At 65.9% G+C, this 16,341-nt stretch carries 17 protein-coding genes; 15 read left to right on the top strand and 2 right to left on the bottom strand.

Going from position 1 to position 16,341, the window contains the following annotated elements; translation table 11 throughout:
* Positions 1-546 precede the first annotated feature (546 nt).
* Complete coding sequence (gene oxlT, locus AC3G88_RS10890; protein ID WP_488772501.1) at positions 547-1,872, top strand: oxalate/formate MFS antiporter; 1,326 nt, start codon at positions 547-549, stop codon at positions 1,870-1,872.
* A 187-nt stretch (positions 1,873-2,059) separates the two neighbouring features.
* Positions 2,060-3,076: a zinc-binding alcohol dehydrogenase family protein gene (locus AC3G88_RS10895; RefSeq protein WP_488772500.1), complete on the top strand. Its 1,017-nt coding sequence runs from the start codon at positions 2,060-2,062 to the stop codon at positions 3,074-3,076.
* Here the strand turns inward: AC3G88_RS10895 and AC3G88_RS10900 are convergent, their stop codons facing one another.
* On the bottom strand, positions 3,077-3,976 hold the full coding sequence (locus AC3G88_RS10900; RefSeq protein WP_488772824.1) for an alpha/beta fold hydrolase: 900 nt from the start codon (positions 3,974-3,976) through the stop codon (positions 3,077-3,079).
* A gap of 330 nt (positions 3,977-4,306) precedes the next feature.
* Entirely contained in the window at positions 4,307-4,927 is a 621-nt protein-coding gene (locus AC3G88_RS10905; protein ID WP_488772499.1) for a TetR/AcrR family transcriptional regulator, read from the bottom strand.
* A gap of 283 nt (positions 4,928-5,210) precedes the next feature.
* Here AC3G88_RS10905 and AC3G88_RS10910 point away from each other — a divergent pair, with 283 nt between their 5' ends.
* From AC3G88_RS10910 to AC3G88_RS10970, 13 genes are all read left to right on the top strand, one after another.
* The gene (locus tag AC3G88_RS10910; RefSeq protein ID WP_153948518.1) at positions 5,211-5,597 is read left to right on the top strand and encodes a helix-turn-helix domain-containing protein; all 387 of its coding nucleotides are present in this window, start codon (positions 5,211-5,213) and stop codon (positions 5,595-5,597) included.
* A 426-nt stretch (positions 5,598-6,023) separates the two neighbouring features.
* Positions 6,024-7,352 (top strand): homogentisate 1,2-dioxygenase, encoded by a 1,329-nt coding sequence (gene hmgA, locus AC3G88_RS10915; protein WP_488772498.1) that lies wholly within the window; start codon positions 6,024-6,026, stop codon positions 7,350-7,352.
* Between the two features lie 19 nt (positions 7,353-7,371).
* Positions 7,372-8,634 (top strand): fumarylacetoacetase, encoded by a 1,263-nt coding sequence (gene fahA / locus AC3G88_RS10920; RefSeq protein WP_488772497.1) that lies wholly within the window; start codon positions 7,372-7,374, stop codon positions 8,632-8,634.
* A gap of 476 nt (positions 8,635-9,110) precedes the next feature.
* The gene (locus AC3G88_RS10925; RefSeq protein WP_488772496.1) at positions 9,111-9,872 is read left to right on the top strand and encodes a beta-ketoacyl synthase chain length factor; all 762 of its coding nucleotides are present in this window, start codon (positions 9,111-9,113) and stop codon (positions 9,870-9,872) included.
* Positions 9,865-10,641, top strand: coding sequence for a lysophospholipid acyltransferase family protein (locus AC3G88_RS10930; RefSeq protein WP_153948514.1), 777 nt, complete (start codon positions 9,865-9,867; stop codon positions 10,639-10,641). Before AC3G88_RS10925 ends, AC3G88_RS10930 begins: the two co-directional genes overlap by 8 nt.
* Positions 10,628-10,897 carry a phosphopantetheine-binding protein gene (locus tag AC3G88_RS10935; protein WP_249640927.1) on the top strand — a complete coding sequence of 90 codons (270 nt, stop codon included), beginning with the start codon at positions 10,628-10,630 and terminating at the stop codon, positions 10,895-10,897. Before AC3G88_RS10930 ends, AC3G88_RS10935 begins: the two co-directional genes overlap by 14 nt.
* A gap of 49 nt (positions 10,898-10,946) precedes the next feature.
* Complete coding sequence (locus AC3G88_RS10940) at positions 10,947-11,204, top strand: acyl carrier protein (RefSeq protein WP_029050926.1); 258 nt, start codon at positions 10,947-10,949, stop codon at positions 11,202-11,204.
* Between the two features lie 7 nt (positions 11,205-11,211).
* Positions 11,212-11,769, top strand: a complete 558-nt coding sequence (locus tag AC3G88_RS10945; RefSeq protein ID WP_488772494.1) for a COG4648 family protein — start codon at positions 11,212-11,214, stop codon at positions 11,767-11,769.
* A complete protein-coding gene (locus AC3G88_RS10950) occupies positions 11,762-13,519 on the top strand; it encodes an ApeI family dehydratase (RefSeq protein WP_488772492.1) in 1,758 nt (585 codons plus the stop codon). The genes AC3G88_RS10945 and AC3G88_RS10950 overlap by 8 nt, the downstream gene beginning before the upstream one ends.
* The gene (locus AC3G88_RS10955) at positions 13,519-14,268 is read left to right on the top strand and encodes a glycosyltransferase family 2 protein (RefSeq protein WP_488772491.1); all 750 of its coding nucleotides are present in this window, start codon (positions 13,519-13,521) and stop codon (positions 14,266-14,268) included. The genes AC3G88_RS10950 and AC3G88_RS10955 overlap by 1 nt, the downstream gene beginning before the upstream one ends.
* Positions 14,265-15,263, top strand: coding sequence for a lysophospholipid acyltransferase family protein (locus tag AC3G88_RS10960; protein ID WP_488772490.1), 999 nt, complete (start codon positions 14,265-14,267; stop codon positions 15,261-15,263). Before AC3G88_RS10955 ends, AC3G88_RS10960 begins: the two co-directional genes overlap by 4 nt.
* A 31-nt stretch (positions 15,264-15,294) precedes the next feature.
* The gene (locus AC3G88_RS10965) at positions 15,295-15,711 is read left to right on the top strand and encodes an acyl-CoA thioesterase (protein ID WP_400397366.1); all 417 of its coding nucleotides are present in this window, start codon (positions 15,295-15,297) and stop codon (positions 15,709-15,711) included.
* A complete protein-coding gene (locus AC3G88_RS10970) occupies positions 15,708-16,340 on the top strand; it encodes a LolA family protein (protein ID WP_488772488.1) in 633 nt (210 codons plus the stop codon). Before AC3G88_RS10965 ends, AC3G88_RS10970 begins: the two co-directional genes overlap by 4 nt.
* The last annotated feature ends 1 nt before the right edge of the window (position 16,341 follow it).

Below are 16,341 nucleotides of genomic sequence, written 5' to 3' on the forward strand. Positions count from 1 at the left end.
ATTTCGCAAGCCGTATCGCCATGCCCCTGCGCCCGTGATCTCAGGTCGCGACGCAGCACGGCATATCGCGCGTTCCCTCCCCAAATCCCCCGCCGGATTTCCCCGGTTTTTTCCTTTTCGACCCATGTGCCGTGGTCCTCAACCGCGCCGAATTCGGCTTGCCTGCTGATGATTCGACGTCGCCGGAAGGGTCGGGACTTTCCCTAGATCGGGTTATCCGCCACATGCGCCGCAGCAATTTCCATTGATGCCAGATGCATGCCTAAGTGTCTGATCGGCAAGAGGATCGGCTCGCTGGGTCGGCGGGCTTTCATGCACCCGATGCACCAGTCGGCGGGGCCACACGACTGCGTGCTTTCGAATGTCTGCCTGATAAGTCAGGTAGGCCGCCGAATCGCCTTGACTTGCGTGATATACCACATACTGTATAGCACTAGAGCGGCCAGCCGTTCGACACAAAAACACAAAGCAGCAGCAGTACACACCACAGGCACCAATGCAGATGCCGATCCACAACAGCGGGCCCACCCGCCAGTAGGAGACACCATGGAAAGTCAGCAAAGCGCACGCGCGCAAGCGTCCTGGTATTCATCGCCGTGGACGCAGCTTGTATTCGGCGTGATCTGTATGGCGATGATCGCCAACATGCAGTACGGCTGGACGCTCTTCGTCAACCCGATCGACGACAAGTACCACTGGGGCCGCACGGCGATCCAGGTGGCTTTCACCATCTTTGTGGTGACCGAGACCTGGCTGGTGCCGATCGAAGGTTACCTGGTGGACAAGTACGGTCCCCGCCCGGTGGTGGTCGGCGGTGGCCTGCTGTGCGCGGTGGCCTGGGTGCTGAACTCGATGGCGTCGTCGCTGCCGATGCTCTACGTGGCGGCCGCCATTGGCGGCGTAGGCGCGGGCGCGGTGTATGGCACCTGCGTCGGTAACGCGCTGAAGTGGTTCCCGAATCGCCGGGGGCTGGCAGCGGGCCTGACGGCCGCGGGCTTCGGCGCCGGGTCGGCGGCCACCGTGGTGCCGATCGCCAACATGATCAAGAGCAGCGGCTACGAGGCCACGTTCCTGTACTTCGGTCTGGGGCAGGGCCTCATCGTGATGGTCCTGGGCATGTTGCTGCTGCCGCCATCGGCCAAGATCCTGGCGGACGTCAAGTCGACGCTCAAGGCCGCGACCACCTACAACGCGTCGCCGCGCCAGGTGATGTCGTCGCCGATCTTCTGGGTCATGTACGCGATGTTCGTGATGATGGCCGCGGGCGGGCTGATGGCGACCGCGCAGCTGGGCCCCATCGCCAAGGACTTCGGCCTGCACGATTCGCCCGTGTCGATCTGGGGGCTTACCTTGCCGGCGCTTACCTTCGCCCTGACCATCGACCGCGTGCTGAATGGCCTGACACGCCCGTTCTTCGGCTGGGTGTCGGACAACATCGGTCGGGAAAATACGATGTTCCTGGCGTTCGCGGTGGAGGCGGTGGGCATTCTGCTGCTGGCCAATTACGGCCACAATCCTGTGGCATTCGTGGTCCTGACCGGCATCGTGTTCTTCGCCTGGGGTGAAATCTACAGCCTGTTCCCGGCCACCTGTGGCGATACGTTCGGGCCGAAATTCGCGGCGACCAACGCGGGCATGCTCTACACGGCCAAGGGTACGGCCGCGCTGCTGGTGCCGTTCTCCAGCGTGATCACAGCGGCTACCGGCGACTGGCATGCGGTGTTCATGCTGGCATCGGGCATGGCAGCGCTCTCGGCGCTGATGGCCATCTTCGTACTCAAGCCGATGCGCGAGGCCCACGCAAAAAAGTACGTTCAGGACACCTCGACGACCCCGATGGGCTATCGTCCGGTGCCGGATGACCTCACCTGACCTGACCTGACCTGATCCCTGCGCCTCGGCGCCAGGGCACCGTTGAAAAGCCCGCCTCGCGCGGGCTTTTTGTCTGGTCGCATTTTCCTGAAAAAAGGGAAAGTGATTGCGACACTATCCGGCTAATCAATCGTGTGGGGATTGGCTACGATGCAGGCATCCCGTCATTCTTCGAGAGGACCCTGACATGAAAGCCATTGGCCTGACCCGTTACCTGCCCATTTCCGATCCGCAATCGCTGGTCGATGTGGAAATTCCCAAGCCCGAAGCCACCGGCCGCGACCTGCTGGTCAAGGTGGAAGCCATCGCCGTGAATCCGGTGGACACCAAGGTGCGGGCGCCCAAGGACAAGGTCGAGGATGCCCCGCGCGTGCTGGGCTGGGACGCTGCCGGCACCGTGGTGGCGGTGGGGGCCGAGGTGACGCTGTTCAACGTCGGGGACCCGGTGTTCTACGCGGGCAGCATCACGCGGCCGGGCGCGAACAGCGAATTCCATCTTGTGGATGAACGCATTGCCGGCCACAAGCCCGCATCCCTGGATTTCGCGCAGGCGGCCGCGTTGCCGCTCACGGCGATCACGGCCTGGGAAGCCCTGTTCGACCGCCTGGGCGTTTCGCCAAAAGGCGACGATGCGGGCAAGTCGGTACTGATCATTGGTGGGGCGGGCGGCGTGGGATCGATCGGCATCCAGCTGGCCAAGGTGCTCGCGGGCCTGACCGTGGTGGCGACGGCCTCCCGTCCGGAGTCCGAGGCATGGTGCCGCCGCCTGGGCGCCGATCACACGATCGACCATCGTCAGGACATCCCGAAGCAACTGCGCGCGCTCGGGTTTGCGCACGTCGACTACATCCTTTGCTTCAACGATACGGATCGCCATTTCCATGCGATGGCCGCGGCCATTGCGCCGCAGGGCAAGATCTGCTCGATCGTCGAGAACGCCGGCCCGCTGAGCGTGGGCGAACTCAAGAGCAAGAGCGCCACGTTCGTCTGGGAATTCATGTTCACGCGCGCGATGTTCGAGACGCCCGACATGATCGCGCAGCATCGCCTGCTCAATGAAGTGGCGCGCCTGGTGGATGCCGGCAGGCTGCAGACGACCGTGGGGGACAACCTCGGCGCCATCCGGGCCGACAATCTGCGGCGTGCCCATGCCTTGCTGGAAGGCGGACAGACCATCGGCAAGCTGGTACTGCAAGGGTTCTGATCACTGCGACGCGGAAGCCCTGTACGACATCGGGGGCAGGGCCGGTGCGGCTGCCAGGCCGCACACGAAGCGCGCGAGATGCGCGACGACATCGGCGTCGCGCAGGATGCGCCGATGGCCCAGGCCCTCTGTGGTAATCAGGCGCGAGTCCGGCCACGCGCCGGCAATGGCGGCGCCATCTTCCCAGCGGACTTCCTTGTCGTCGCGGTCATGAATCACCAGTAATGGTGGCACCGGCCGGGTACGGCCGATATCGGGCACATTGAACGTGGACCATCTCGCGCCGAGCCACTGTTCGCTGCGGCGTTGCATGCGGTCCAGCACATGCGGCGCGATGCCAAGCTGCCAGGCCATGGCGGCGCATGCGTCGTACATGTCGGCTGGCGCCCCGATCATTGCCACCCCGCGCGCGGGCAGGCCCTCGCGAATCGCCTGCGCGGCCGCCGCGCCGCCCAGCGAATGCGCCACCACGGCATGCACGGGTCCGACATGCCAGGCCACGGCCAATAGCGATCGCGCCATTTCCAGGATCGACGTCTGCTGCTGTCCCCGTGCGCCCGCATCGGACGCGCCGTGCGACAGGGCGTCGAAGGCCACCACGCGCATGCCCGCCGACAACAGGCCGGCTGCCACGGCATGCCACTGGCCCGCATTGCCGCCCCAGCCGTGCGCCAGCAGCACAACGGGCCCCTTGTTACCCCAGCGATACACGCGCACGCGCCGGCTGGCGCCCTGGCCAGTGACCAGTGCCCATTCCGCGCGCGCCGCGTCCAGCATCCGGCGTCCTTCCGGGCTCTGCTTGCCCCGAGGCGGACTGAACCACAGGCGCTCAAGCGCTGTCGCCGTTGCGGTGGGGAACAACAGACTGCCCGCCTGCCAGCGCAGACGGCGCCATGCCATCGCACTGGCTTCCAGTGCGCCGGCTACCGTACGGGGCGGATAGGAGAGGGCGCCGCCAGTGTCCTGGACGGCGGCGCGTTGGGATGCGGATGACAGCACTTGCGGCACGACGAACACCTCCGACTGATCATTTACCGACTTGGTCAGTGACAAGACGCTATTTGCCTTATCTTTTTTATGCTTTGCGACCGACCAGTCGTGCTATTTTCAGGGCAAGAAAATGCGGCAAAAATGCCGCCTGAACCACCCTCTGCATCGCCACGCCGCTTGCGCTGTGGCGGGTGAAAATCCTGAATTACCGTGCGCCTTGCACAGTGTCCCCTGGGGGGATCAGTGTGTGCCGGCGGTCTCCTTGCTGCGATTCTCTCTGAAGTCATTGACCAGGCGCCCGAACGCGCGGCGCGCCATCACTTCCGCGTCGGCCCGGGCCATCAGCCTGGACGACGACTGGAACGACATGCCGATGCCTGCCATCTCGAAGGCAAACTGCCGGGCGTCGGTGTCGGTGCGCAGGTCGCCTTCGTCCACGGCATCGGTCACCACGCGGACGATGGTGCTGTGCCAGTCCTTGAATGCCTGCACGAGCCTGTCGCGGATGACGCCGGGCCGATTGCGGTATTCCTGCGACAGCGCCATGAACACACAGCCACCCTCGATCACCGCGCCCGCAATCCATGAAAGATAGCCATCGAACAGCGTCTCCAGCCGGGTGACGCCACGGTCCCGGCGCATCGCGGGCTGCACCACGATCTCGGAAAATCGCTCCATGGCGCGGGCCAGCACGGCTTCCTGCAGCGCCTCCTTCGACTTGAAGTGGGCGTACAGGCCGCTCTTCGACATATTAGTGTCGGCGGCCAGCGTGGCGAGCGACAACTGCTCGAACCCGACCTGCGTGGCCGACTGCAGAGCCTGTTCGATGATCGCGGTGCGCGTGAGCTGTCCCTTTTGCATGCGTTCGAGAATAGCACGACCGGACGGTTTGTCAACTTGCCTTATGCCACACGTGGACGATACTGATGTGACGTCAACGCAAAGCGCGCACTACCGTTATGTGGGGGCGGGAGGAGGAAGCTGTGCTTTATCCGCCGTTTGGATGAGAGTCTGGCGGCAGAGATCAAGCCATCATAAGAAATCTGTAAAAGTGTTCCACAACAGACCTTACGGAACGCTTTGCGTGCTCTATACTCGAATGCACGTCCGCGCACTTTTTTTTCACTGGTGACTGGAGACCGACATGAACAGTACAGCCGTGCCAAGAGGCGCTAGCGAACCGTTCCGGCAACTGCGGGCGTTGCGTCGAGCGCGCAAGCTCAAGCAGGAGGACGTCGCCCGTAAGGCCGGGATTTCCCGCGAGGCATATCTTCGTGCCGAATCGGGTCAGGCCGATCCGCGTATGTCCACGTTCCTGGCGGCCTGCGAGGCGCTCGGGCTTGAAGTGGTGCTGGCGCCGCAGCATCTTGCCGCCGATGTCAACGCGTTCATCGCCAGCCGCAATGGCGGCGTGACCGCTGCTTCGATGGCTGGCCAGCCTGCCACGGCGGCAGCACCGGCGACATCGACGCCGTCGTCCGGTGGTTTCGGTTCGGGCCCCACATCGGGGGAGGGCCACAAGCCCGTCTGACCCCTCAGATTCGTGACAGGACAGGCGACACCCCGTCCTGTCACGAATTCCGAATTCCGTTGCGCGCCACGTTCGTTCGCCCCGGCGCAGTCCTGTCTATGCGGCCGCCATGTCCGATGGTGGGCTGATCCGCTGCCTCTTGCAGCGCGCCGTCGTGCGCCGCTGTCTTCGCGCCTCCCCGTTTCTCCCGCGTTTCTTCCATTCCTGTGCCGAGTGGGCCTCTCTGCCCTTGTCGCCGCCTGCCAGGCCGGACGTCTTCGCTCGTCCGCGGCTGACCTATCGTATTTGTGGTTTGACATCGCCCGCGCGCGTGATTACGATTGGGTAAATCAATTTTACTAATCATAATTTGATGGATATGGCGCCGACGCCATACCGATGACAATCGCTGGCGTTCAAGCCGGCGGAGTGTGAGAGGAAGACTCCATGACGCAAACACAACTGCACGTGGCCGAGACGCTAACCGCCGGGTACATGTCCGGCTTCGCCAATGAATTCGCCACCGAGGCGCTGCCAGGCGCCTTGCCCGTGGGCCGCAATTCGCCGCAACGCGCCCCGTACGGCCTGTATGCCGAGCAGATTTCCGGCACGGCCTTTACCGCACCGCGCGCCCACAACCGACGCGCCTGGCTGTACCGGATTCGTCCGGCGGCCATGCACAAGCCGTTCGCGCTGATCGAACAGGATCGCTGGCTGAGCCGCTTCGACGAGGTGCCGCCGTCGCCAAACCAGATGCGCTGGAGCCCGCCGGCAATGCCGTCGGTGCCGACGGACTTTGTCGACGGCATTGTCACGATGGCCGGCAATGGCGGCCCCGAGGCCCAGACTGGCTGCGGCATCCATCTGTATCTGGCCAACCGGTCGATGGAGGACCGCTACTTCTACAACGCCGACGGCGAGATGCTGATCGTGCCGCAGCAGGGCCGCCTGCTGATCGCCACCGAGATGGGGCGCCTGGCCGTCGAGCCGCAGGAGATCGTGGTGATTCCGCGCGGCGTGCGCTTCCGCGTGGCGCTGCCCGATGGCGAGGCGCGCGGCTATATCTGCGAGAACTACGGTGCGCTGTTCAAGCTCCCCGACTTGGGCGTGATCGGCTCCAACGGCCTGGCCAACCCGCGCGATTTCCTGACGCCGGTGGCCAGCTATGAAGACCGCGAGGGCACGTTCGAACTGGTGGCCCGCTTCCAGGGTAACCTGTGGCGTGCCGAGATCGACCACTCGCCGCTGGACGTGGTGGCCTGGCACGGCAACTACGCGCCGTACAAATACGATTTGCGGCACTTCAACACGATCGGTTCGATCAGCTTCGATCATCCCGACCCGTCGATCTTCCTGGTGCTGCAGTCGCCGTCGGACACGCCGGGCGTGGACACCATCGACTTCGTGATCTTCGGTCCGCGCTGGCTGGCCGCGCAGGATACGTTCCGCCCGCCCTGGTTCCATCGCAATATCGCCAGCGAGTTCATGGGCCTGATCGCCGGCGTCTACGATGCCAAGGCCGAGGGCTTTGCCCCTGGCGGCGCCAGTCTGCACAACTGCATGAGCGGCCATGGCCCCGATGCCGAAACGTTCGAACGGGCGTCGGTGTCGGACACCAGCACGCCGCACCACATCACCGACACGATGGCGTTCATGTTCGAAACGCCGGGCGTGATTCGTCCCACCCGCCATGCCGCCGAATCGGCGCTGCTGCAGCATGACTACTACACGTGCTGGCAGGGCCTGAAGAAGCATTTCAATCCGAACGTGCGCTGATTTCCGGAGTTCCAGAACAATGATTGCCCCCAAGACCTGCTGGGTTGCCACGGCCAACGACGGCCAGACCCATTTTCCGCTGCAGAACCTGCCGTATGGCATCTTTTCGATCGGCAACGGCGCACCGCGCGTGGGCGTGGCCATCGGCGACCAGGTGCTGGACCTGTCCGTGCTCGACGATGCCGGCCTGCTGCCCGCCGCCGCGAAGGGCGCCTTTGCCGCGCCGAACCTGAACCGCTTCATCGCACTGGGCAAACCGGTGTGGACCGATACGCGCGCCGCGCTGACGGCCTTGCTGTCCGCCGACAACCAGACGCTTGCCGGCAACGGCGCGCTGCGCGACAAGGCCCTGGTGCCGATGTCGGCGGCGAAGCTGCATCTGCCGGTCGACATCCCGGGCTACACGGATTTCTATTCGTCGCGCGAGCACGCCACCAACGTCGGCCGCATGTTCCGCGATCCGGCCAATGCCTTGCTACCCAACTGGCTGGAAATCCCGATCGGCTACAACGGTCGGGCCAGTTCCGTGGTGGTAAGCGGCACGCCGCTGCATCGCCCCAATGGCCAGATCAAGCTGCCCGACCAGGCGCGCCCGGTGTTCGGCCCGTGCCGCAAGCTCGACTACGAGCTGGAAATGGCGTTTATCGTCGGCAAGCCGTCGAACCTGGGCGAGCCGGTCAGCACGGCCGATGCGCCGGCGCACATGTTCGGCATGGTGATCCTGAACGACTGGAGCGCTCGGGACATCCAGCAATGGGAATATGTGCCGCTTGGGCCGTTCAACAGCAAAGGGTTCGGCACGTCGATCTCGCCATGGGTCGTCACGATGGATGCGCTCGACCCGTTCCGCAGCGAGAACCCGGTCCAATCGCCCGAGCCGCTGGCGTACCTGCAGCAGCCGGCGCGCAACGCCTACGATATCGCCCTCGAAGTCGCACTGCAGCCGCAGGGTGCGGCCAAGGCGACCACGGTCTGCCGCACCAACTTCAAGGCGATGTACTGGACCATGGCGCAACAGCTGGCGCACCACACGGTGTCGGGCTGCAACGTGCGCGTAGGCGACCTGATGGGTTCGGGCACGATCAGCGGCACCACGCCCGATTCGTACGGCAGCCTGCTGGAAACCACGCGCAACGGCGCCGAGCGCGTGACGCTGGCCGATGGCGTGACGCGCGGCTTCCTGGAAGACGGCGATACGGTGACCATGACCGGCTGGTGCCAAGGCGACGGCTATCGCGTCGGTTTTGGTGAAGTCACGGGCACCATCTTGCCGGCGCGCTGATATCCGCCCTACGGGGTAACGGCGTCCAACAGGGCGGGGGTGGCCGGCAGGTTGCTCCCGCCCTGTAACATTTGTCCGAGACCGTTACAGTTTGCGCCATAGCGGGCGCCTTTGTGCGAGAATTCGCCCCTGATAAAAATGCAGGGTCGAAGTTCACTGTGCCGGCACGGTGCCCATCTTCGGAGGGGTACTTCGAGGCCTGGAACGATCCGACACCTATCAAGGCAGTTGCACGGCTACCGGCCTGTCCCGCCTGGTGCGAGAACGGTCGCAAGGCCGTCGCCCAGCCTCCCCAAAAGGTGACGGCGGGAGCACTGCAATTAACACAAAGACGCCGAAATCTGCTGATTTCGACGCTAATTTCAGGGAAAAAAGGAAATGTCCCCGGGGTCGTGCGGGCGGCGCGCGCGTTGCGAACGCCATGGCCAATGCCTCGATGCAGGCTCCGGGCTCACCATCCACCCAATGCGCACGGCATGGCAATGGAATTCGGAATTCGCGCATGGGCGGCCTCGGCGCCGGCATTGCAGACGGCAGATGCCTGGCGGGCATGGAGCCGGGCCCCGTGGTTACCCGAAGGCGGCGACCTCCCCGCGCTCGCGGCCATGGCTCCCATGTTGCGCCGGCGCGTCAATGCGCTCGGCAAGGCGGCTCTGCATCCAGCGTACGGTGTGACGGCCGGCGACGCAGCGCCCGGTTCCGCTTTCCATGGTCCCGCCGTGTTCGCATCGCGCCACGGCGACACCCCGCGTGCGTTCGACATGCTCAGCGAACTGGCGGCGGCGCAGCCGCTTTCGCCCACGGCTTTCGGCCTGTCCGTCCACAATGCCATTGGCGCGATGTTCACGATCGACCGCGGCGATGCGTCGAATCTGCAGGCTGTGGCTGCCGGGCGCGATACCGTTGAGACGGCATTGGTCGAGGCCTGTGCGTTGCTCGGCGATGGTGCGGATGAAGTGCTGTTGGTGTGCTATGACGCGCCGCTGCCCGAAGCGTATGCCGAATTTGCCGACGAACCGGGCTGCCTCTTCGGCTGGGCCTGGCGCATCGGGCGCCCCCGTGCCGGGGAACCGGTCCTGGCGCTGGAGATCGTGGCCCCACGTACCGGGACCGATCCGGCCACCGCGCACCCGCTGTTGCCGCATGCGCTCGATGTGCTGCGCTTCATGCTGGCCGGCGATACCGAACTGCTCCATCGTGGCGAGCGCGCGATCTGGAGATGGCGTCGCCATGGTTGAGCGACTCGATCGCGCGTGGCGTGTGTGCGCCACCGGTTTCTGCTTTTCGAGCTTCGGCATCGGCGGGCTGCTGCTGCGCGTGCTGGTGTTTCCGCTCTTGATGCTGCTGCCCTGGACCGATGCCAGGCGTCAGCGTGTTTGCCGCGCCCTCATTCATCATGCGTTCCGGCTCTTCGTCTGGATCATGCACGTCGTGGGCGTGATCCGCTACGAGGTCCGCCACGCCGAGCGCCTGCAACGCGGCGGCCTGCTGATCGTGGCCAACCACCCGTCGCTGATCGACGTGGTGTTCCTGATGGCGCTGACCCGCCGGGCGGACTGCGTGGTCAAGTCCGCACTGACGCGCAACCCGTTCACGCGGGGCCCGGTGCTGGCCACCGGCTGGGTGCGCAACGACGGCGGTGCCGCCATGGTGGACGACTGTATCGATTCGCTGCGGGCCGGCAACAACCTCATCATCTTTCCCGAAGGCACCCGCACGCGCCCGGGCCAGCCCCTGCAGTTGCAGCGCGGCGCGGCCAATGTGGCGGTGCGTGGTGGTTTCGCGCTGACCCCCGTGGTCATTCATTGCGTGCCGCCCACGCTGACCAAGGGCGAGAAGTGGTATCACGTGCCGGTGCGCCGCCCGCGCTTCGTCATCGATGTACGTCCGGACGTGCCGGTGTCCGAATGGGTGCCTGAGGGCACCGAGGACGCCTTGGCCGTACGGCATCTGACGCAGGCACTTTGCAACTTTTTCTCCAGGGAGATCCGCCGTGACGGCGCTTGAGCAAGAAATCAAGGAACTGATCATCTCGTCGCTGTCCCTCGAGGATGTGGCCGCGGATGATATCGACACCACCGCACCGTTGTTCGTCGACGGCCTGGGCCTCGACTCGATCGACGCGCTGGAATTGGGACTGGCGCTGCAGAAGCGCTATGGCATCACCATGAACGGCGACAAGGAAGAGATCCGCTCGCGCTTCGCCAGCGTCTCGGCGCTGGCTGCGTACGTGGCGTCGCAGGGTAACCGGGCCCCGGCCTGACCCGCGCCGTTACAGATATGGCAAGAGATTGCATCACACGGAACCCGACATGACTCACGACGAAATCTTTGCGCGCGTGGCCGCGGTTCTCGAGGAAACCTTCGAGATCGATCCGGCCCGCATTACGCCCGAGGCGCGGCTGTACGACGATCTGGACATCGACAGCATCGACGCCGTGGACCTGCTGGTGAAGCTCAAGCCGATGCTGAACAAGCCGCTCAAGCCCGAGCAGTTCAAGTCCGTGCGCACCGTGCAGGACGTGGTTCAGGCGCTGGCATTGCTGATCGATTCCCCGGCCACCGCCTGATCCGCCCATGGCCTGGCGAAAGTGGGGGCTGGGGCTTCTCACGCTGTCCTACCCGGTGGTCATCTACCTGGGGCTGCAGCATTTCTCGCCGCGCCTGATGGCGCTGGCGCTGGTGGCGCTCGCGGTGCTGCGTGCCGGCACGAGCCGGCGTGCCGGATGGCGAGCCATGGCGCTGCTGGCGGCCGGACTGGCGCTTGTCGTCATGGTGTCCGGGCATGCGTTGCCGCTGAAGCTTTATCCGGTGCTGGTCAACGTGGCGATGCTTGGTGTGTTCGGCTGGACGCTCAGGCATCCGCCGTCACTGGTGGAGCGTCTGGCCCGTCTGCGTGAGCCCGAACTGCCGCCGAGCGGCGTGGCCTATACGCGCCGCGTCACGCAGGCGTGGTGCCTGTTCTTTGTATGCAACGGCACGATCGCGGCGATCACGGCCTTCGCGGCCAGCGACCGCATCTGGGCGCTCTATAACGGCGCCATTGCCTACGGCCTGATCGGTGCGATGTTTGCCGGGGAATGGCTGTTGCGCCAGCGCGTCATGGCGCGCAGCGCGGAGAATCGTCATGGGTGAAGCATTGCCGGCGTGGACCGGCGTGGGCGGGGTCATGGCGGCGCTGGCGGCGAAGGCGTCGCGGAGCAGCCCGCCGGTGGTGGCGTGTGGCGACGGCACGTGTATGGATGCGCGGCATTTCGTGGCGCGCGCCGCCATGTGGCGCCGCACCCTGGCCAATGCCCCGGGCCGGCGCTGGGGAATCTACTTCGAGCACGACACGGCGGAGTTCGCGGCGGCATTGTTCGGCGCCTGGCATGCGGGCAAGCATGTGGTGCTGCCGGGAGACGCCCGGCCCGAAACCCTGGCGGCCCTGCGCGGACAGACCGATGGCTGGGTCGGGCAGCTGCCCGGCGCCATCCTGCCGGATGCCGGCACTGCGCCTGCCAACGATGGGGGCGGCCTGGATGGCGCTGGCTGGCCGGTGCTGGCCACGTACGACACGTTCGTGACGTTGTTCACGTCCGGTTCCACCGGCGTGCCCAGCGCCATTCACAAGCGGCTGGCGCAACTCGACGCCGAGGTCCACACGCTGCAGCAAGCCTTCGCCGGCCGCTTCGGCGCCGATGTGCGGGTCCTCTGCACGGTATCGCACCAACACATTTACGGGTTGTTGTTTACGGTGCTGTGGCCGCTGGCCGCGGCCCGCCCGATGCCTGCGGGCCGTCTGCAATTTCACGAGGAACTGGTTGCGGCCTGTCGGGCCGATGCCAGCGCGGCCATCCTGGTCAGCAGCCCGGCGCACCTCAAGCGCATGCCAGCTGGGCTCGACTGGCCGGCCGTGCGCGCTGCGCTGCGCGCTGTGTTCTCGTCGGGCGGGCCCTTGCCGCCAGAAGCCGCTGTGGACGCACTGCGCCATATGGGGCAGTCGCCGGTGGAGGTCTTCGGCAGTTCCGAGACCGGCGGCATCGCCTGGCGCCAGCGCGCCGTGCATGCCGACCGCTGGACCGCGCTGCCGGGCATCGCCTGGCAGTTGCAGGACGGTTATCTGGCCGTGCGCTCGCCCCACCTTGCCGACGATGGCTGGCATGTTTGCGCCGACCGCGCTCTTGCCGCGGGCGACGACAGTTTCGTTCTGGCTGGCCGGGCCGACCGTATCGTCAAGATCGAGGAGAAGCGCATCTCGCTCACGCAGATCGAACAATGCCTGACGGCGTCGCCGTGGGTGCGCGAGACGCGCGTGGTGCCGATCGAACTCGATGTCGGCATGCGCGTGGCTGCCGCCGTGGTGCTGAACGACGAAGGCGCAGCGCGGCTGACAGCGGCAGGCCGAGGTGCCATGGGCGCGGCGTTGCGCCGCCATCTGGCCGAGGCCGTCGACCCCGTTGCGCTGCCGCGCCGCTGGGCGTTCCCGCCGGCACTGCCCTGCAATGCGCAAGGCAAGACCACCGAGGTGATGCTGCGTGACCTGTTCCGCCGTACGTTGCCGGCGGTCCGCTGGCTGACGGCGGACGAGGCGTCGGCTACGGCCGAACTTGACGTGGCGGAGGATCTGGCGGTGTTTGACGGACATTTTCCGGGCGCTCCCATCGTGCCCGGCGTCGCGCAGGTGGACTGGGTGATGGCGCTGGCGCCGCTGAAGCTGGCCGTGCCGTCCCGCCAGCGTTTTGCGCGGCTGGATACGCTCAAGTTCCAGTCCGTGATCCAGCCCAATAGCGTGGTGCAGCTTGCGCTGACCTGGCAGCCCGACGCCCATGCGCTTGGCTTCCGTTTCAGTTCCGCTGCCGGCCCGCACGCCAGCGGCAAGATCGTCTTTCACCCCGAAGCCTGATGACCGCCGAATTCCGCCCCGTCGTGCTGGTGCCCGTCTACGACCATGAAGGTGCGATAGGCGCCATGGTGGATGCCATCCTGAAGCATCCGCTGCCGTGCCTGCTGGTTGACGATGGCAGCAGTCCGCCGTGCGAGCAGGCGTTGCGCGCACTGGCCGTCGCCCACCCCGAGCGCGTCCGTCTGGTGCGGTTGCCGCAAAACCAGGGCAAGGGCGGGGCGATCATGGCCGGATTCTCGGTGGCGGCCGAGCTTGGCTATACGCATGCGCTGCAGATCGACGCCGACGGCCAGCACGATGCCGACTGCATTCCGCAGTTCGTGGCGCTGGCCAGGGCCAACCCGGAGGCGATGGTCTGCGGGCATCCGGTGTACGACGAGTCTGTGCCGCGGCACCGGCTGTATGCGCGCTACCTGACCCACATCTGGGTCTGGATCAACACCCTGTCGTTCGACATCCGCGATTCGATGTGCGGGCTGCGGGTCTATCCGCTGGCGCCGGTCATCGATCTGATGCGCGACGTGCGGCTGGGCCGGCGGATGGAATTCGACACCGAGGTGCTGGTGCACCTGGTGTGGCGGGGCGTGCGGATGTTGAACGTGCCCACGCGCGTGACCTATCCGTCCGACGGCGTTTCGCACTTCCAGGCGTGGCGCGACAACGTCCTGATCTCGCGCATGCATACGCGCCTGTTCTTCGGCATGGTATGGCGCATGCCGCGCCTTCTGTGGCGCAAGGTGGCGGCATGACGCCCTCGGCCCCGAACTCCGGCGCCGCGCTGCAGGCGGGCCGCTCCAGGCACTGGAGCACCATCGGCGAAGTCACATGCATGTGGGGCGTCTGGTGCCTGTACTTCCTGTACCGCATCTTCGGCCGGACGCTGTTCCGCCTTGCTGCCTATCCGGTGGTGACCTACTACTGGGCCACGCATCCGCTGGCCCGGCGTTCGTCGCGCGATTTCCTGACGCGCGTGCAGCAGACGGCCGGCACCGTCGGAACCGTACCTGGCTGGCGTCACACGCTGCGGCACCTGTTCTCGTTCGCGGATACGCTGCTCGACAAGCTGCTGGCCATCGGCGGCCGCTATCGCTTTGGCAACGTCACTCGGGAAGGCAACGAGGTGCTGGTCGAACAGATCGCACGCGGACAGGGCGGCATCATCATGACTGCCCATATGGGCTGCCTGGAGCTGTGCCGCGTGCTGGCCAACCAACGCGACGGCATGCGCCTGACGGTGTTGGTGCATACCCGCCACGCCGAACGCTTCAACCGCATCCTGTCGCGCATCGATCCGAAATCCGGCGTGCAGTTGTATCAGGTGGACGATATCTCGCCGGCCACGGCGCTCGATCTGACCGCCAGGGTGCAGGCCGGCGAGTTTGTGGCCATTGCCGGCGACCGCGCGCCCGCGCACGGCGGCCGGGCCGTGCGTGTGCCGTTCATGGGGGCGCCCGCGCGGTTTCCGGTGGGCCCCTACGTGCTGGCGGCGCTGATGCGCTGTCCGTTGTACGCGATGGGGTGCGTGCGGCACGGAGACGGCCACCTGTTGCGCTTCACCGAACTGTCGCACGCCGTGGTGCTGCCCCGGGCCAACCGCGACGCAGCACTGACCGCGCTGGCCACGTCATATGCGGCGTGGCTTCAGGCGCTGGTGGCACAGTCGCCGTACGACTGGTTCAATTTCTACGATTTCTGGGCCGACGATCCCGTGCAGACGGGGCGTCAAGGTATGCCGCGGGCCTGAGGCCCGTGCGTTCCGGCCAACTGGCATCGCCATGTCCAAGGTTATCCATCACTCCATTACGCTGACGCCCGCGTTCCACGACCTTGATCCGATGAACGTGGTCTGGCACGGCAACTACATCCGCTATTTCGAGCTGGCGCGTTGCGCGCTGCTGCGCGAAATCGACTACGACTATCCGCAGATGCGCGATTCGGGGTATGCCTGGCCCGTGGTGGACCTGCGCGTCAAGTACATCCGTCCGCTGGTCTATGGCCAGGCCGTGGAGGTGCACGCGACGATCGTCGAATGGGAGAACCGGCTCAAGATCGAGTACGAGCTTCGCGACGCTGCGTCGGGCCAGCGCCTGACCAAGGGCTACTCGATCCAGGTAGCCGTGGACATGCAGACACAGGAGATGCTCTACGTGTGCCCGCCCGTGCTGTTCCAGAAGCTGGGGGTGGCCTCATGAAACGCCGGCACGTCTTGCACCTGCTGGCCGGCGGGCTGGCCGCGGGGGTGCTTGCCAGCGCCGTGCCCGCCCATGCCGGGGACCTTCTCGGTGACGTGGCCGCGCGGTTGGCCGATGCACCGGTCATTCGGGGCCAGTTCGAGCAGACGCGCCGGCTGGCCGGCTTCAGCAATCCGCTGGTGTCGCGCGGCGATTTCGTGCTGGCGCGCGGCCGAGGCGTGGTCTGGAGTACGCGCGAGCCGTTTCCGTCAAGCCTGCTGGTCACGCCGGACCGGCTGGTGATGCGCGGCGCCGACGGCAAGGTGCAGCAGCAGATGCAGGCCGATAGCCAGCCAGCCATGCGGGTGGTGGGCGAATCGATGATCGCCGTGCTGCGCGGCGACCTGCGCAGCCTGCAGACGCGCTTCGAGGTGACCGGCAAGCTCGTGGGCAAGTCGGGCTGGGCGCTGACGCTGATCCCGGCCGATGCCGGCATGCGGCGCGTGTTTACGCGAATAGAACTGGCCGGTGACCGCTTCGTGCGCAATGTGCGGCTGGAAGAGGGCAGCGGCGACAGTACCGTGGTCCGCATGATCGACCCTTCGGCGGCAACCGGGCTGACCAGCGCCGAGGAGCAGCGTTTTGAATGAC

Source organism: Cupriavidus sp. 86D6 (genome assembly GCF_057815095.1).